The sequence below is a fragment of the Microbacterium sp. genome (assembly GCF_031988965.1).
In the GTDB taxonomy this organism is placed as follows: Bacteria; Actinomycetota; Actinomycetes; order Actinomycetales; family Microbacteriaceae; genus Microbacterium.
Map to the genome: position 1 here is coordinate 3132 of NZ_DALZXX010000158.1, position 2978 is coordinate 6109.

Annotated in this window: 2 protein-coding genes; one reads left to right on the forward strand and one right to left on the reverse strand. The window is 68.6% G+C overall.

Annotation, left to right across the window (positions count from 1 at the left end; all coding sequences use genetic code 11):
• Positions 1–154 precede the first annotated feature (154 nt).
• Positions 155–1627 (reverse strand): APC family permease, encoded by a 1473-nt coding sequence (locus tag RTM68_RS16290; protein ID WP_312172917.1) that lies wholly within the window; start codon positions 1625–1627, stop codon positions 155–157.
• 237 nt (positions 1628–1864) lie between these two features.
• Here RTM68_RS16290 and RTM68_RS16295 point away from each other — a divergent pair.
• The coding region (locus RTM68_RS16295; protein ID WP_312172918.1) for an APC family permease at positions 1865–2978 on the forward strand (1114 nt) is incomplete at its 3' end.

The following is a 2978-nucleotide window of genomic DNA, read 5'->3' on the forward strand; positions in this document are numbered from 1 at the left end:
GTCGGTCACGCCCGCCGCGATCATGTCGGCTTCGGAGAGGTAGAGGAAATCGACGTGGGGCAGGGGCATGAGGTTCCTGTTCGGGGAGGGGGTGGTCCGGGAGGGGGTGGTCGGGACGGGGGTGGTCGGGACAGTGCTGATCGCGCTCATGGCCTCAGCCTGCGATCGCGTCGGTGAGCTTGGCGTAGGCGGCGGGTCGGCGGGTTCTGATCCACGCCGCCTGGATGTAACCGAGCAGCGGGAAGACGATCACCAGCCCGAGCAGGCACCAGCTGACCGCACCGAAGACGGGGTTCCCCTCGGCATCCGCATCGCCGACCATGATCGGGAAGTAGACGACGATCATCACCACCGAGAGCACCAGCCCGATGAACCCGAGCACCGGGGCGACCACGGTGTTCCAGATCCGCTTGTCCTTGCGCGTCCTCGCGAAGTAGACGATGACCGCGATCGAGGTGACCGCCATCAGGAGGGCGATGGCCACGGTCGCGACCCCGGCGAACCAGGTGAACACCTGCAGCACCGGGTCGAGGCCGAGTACTGCGAACAGCGCGACGAGGACGACAGCCGTGATGGTCTGCGCGAGCGACGACACGTGCGGCGACATGTGCCGGGGGTGCACAGCGGCCACGCGGTCGGGCAGCACACCGGCGCCGGCCATGGAGTACTGGTAGCGGGCGACGACGTTGTGGAACGACAGCACGCACGCGAACATCGCGGTGATGAGGAGGATGTTCGTGATGATCTCGCCGATCGGGCCGAGATACGCCGACATCGTCCGGAGGATGAGCGTTCCGGGGTCGGCAGCGGCCTCCTCGAGGATGTTCGAGGGCCCCCACGCCATCACGAGGCCCCAGGAGGCGAGCGTGTAGAACACGCCCACACCGATCACGGCCATGTAGGTCGCCCGCGGGATCGTGCGGTCGGGGTCGCGCGCCTCGCTGCGGAACACGGCGGTCGCCTCGAACCCGATGAAGGCGGCGATCGCCATCATCAGGCCCACACCCGGCGAACCGCTCGCGACGTTCGCCGGCTCGAACGGCGCCAGGCTCAGCCCCTCGGGGCCGCCGGAGAGCACGACGGCAGCCACGAGGATGAGGACGATGCCGACCTCGGCGCAGAGCAGCACGCCGAGCACCTTGCTGGACAGATCGATGTGGCGGTAGCCGAGGAGGCCGACGAGAGCGACGACCGCGACGGAGTACAGCCACCAGGGAAGTGAGATGCCGAAGCCCTCGAACGTGAAGCTCAGCACGTATCCCATGTAGCCGTATACGGACACCTGGATCGTCGTGTAGGTGAGCATCGCGATCCACGCGGAGGCGAGACCGGTCGAGCGTCCGAGACCGTATCCGACGTAGGTGAAGAATGCACCGGGATTGGGGACGTGCTTCGCCATGGCGGAGACCCCGACGGCGAAGAGCAGGAGCACGACGGCGCTGATCGCGTACAGCGCCGGGAAGCCCGAGCCGTTGCCGAGCAGGATGCCGAGCGGGGCGGACCCGCCGATGACCGTCAGGGGCGAGGCGGCGGCGACGACCATGAAGACGATCGCCGTGGCGCCGAGCGATCCCGACAGGACTTTCTTCGAGGAGGCCTCGGTGGCGCTGGGGTGAATCTGAACCATGTGCAAACCCTTCTGAGAGAAGCGGAGCGGTGCGATTCCCTCACCCTGCCGCGGCGGGGTTACCCGACCGTCTCGGTGGAGTGACGTCTGCGGTCGCCGTGAACGGGACACTCGAATGCGGGCTGTCTCATTCGGGTGAGATCTGCGCGAAACACGACTGAAGCGTCCCTGCAACCGATCGCTCGTAGCCTCTTCCCATCGCGCAGCAGCGTTCATCGCGCAACAGGCGGAGGCCCCATGTCTGCACTCGAAGAGGCGATCGAGCGCCCGGAGGCCGTTCGTTCGTTCGCCGCCCGCTCACCGCTGCACGGACTCGACAGGCACACCGTGGGTTTCGCCGACGTCCTGGCGCAGTCGGTCGCCGCCATCGCCCCTGCTGCGGCGTCGGCCATGGCCGTGCTGATGGTCGCGGATCTGGCCGGCGGAGCGACAGTTCTCGTGATGGCCCTCGCGACGATCATCACGTTCCTGGTCGCTCGGACGATCAATCAGTTCACGCGGCGGTTCGCCGCCAGCGGCTCGCTCTACACCTATGCCGCCCGGGGACTCGGCACGACCGCCGGGCTCGCGACGGGCGCGGCGATCGTCGTCGGGTACGCCTTCATCTCGGTCTTCGCCCTGCTGGGCGGTGCGCACTACGCGACGATGCTCGTGACCCGGCTGTGGCCGCAGCTCCCCGCGACCCCGATCGCTCTCGGCGCTCTGGTCATCGAGGCAGCGGTGCTCGCGATCGTCCTCGTGCGTGGCATCCGTCTCTCATCCCGGGTCGCTCTGGTCGTCGAGCTCGTCTCCGTCGCGCTGATCCTGCTCCTTCTGATCGTGCTCCTCGTGCAGATCGGACCGATCCATCCGGCGGCGATCTTCTCGCCCGACGACGTATCGGTCGCGGGCGTCGCCGGGGGCGCCGTGCTCGCAATCACAGCGTTCGTCGGTTTCGAGAGTTCGGCGACGCTCGGCGTCGAAGCGCGCTCGCCCCTGAAGAACATCCCCCGCGCCATCATGTGGAGCGTCGGCGTGGCCGGCGTCTTCTACCTCATAGCCGGCTACACGCAGATCGCCGGGGCCGACGCGATCGGGGGGACGACATCGGTCGCGCTCCTCGATGAGCTGGCGTCGCGTTTCGGTCTCTCCGCCTGGGCCGCCGTCGCGGACGTCGGCATCGCCCCCTCGGGCCTGGCCTGCGCCATCGCATCGACGACCGCCCTCACCCGCATCGTGTTCGCACTCGCCCGCGACGGCGTGGCCCCGGCCGAGCTGGGACGCACGCACCGTCGTCACCGCACTCCGGTCGGCGCGATCGCCGTCGCAGCCCCGCCGATCGCCCTGGTCCCGATCGCGGTCGTCGCGGCCG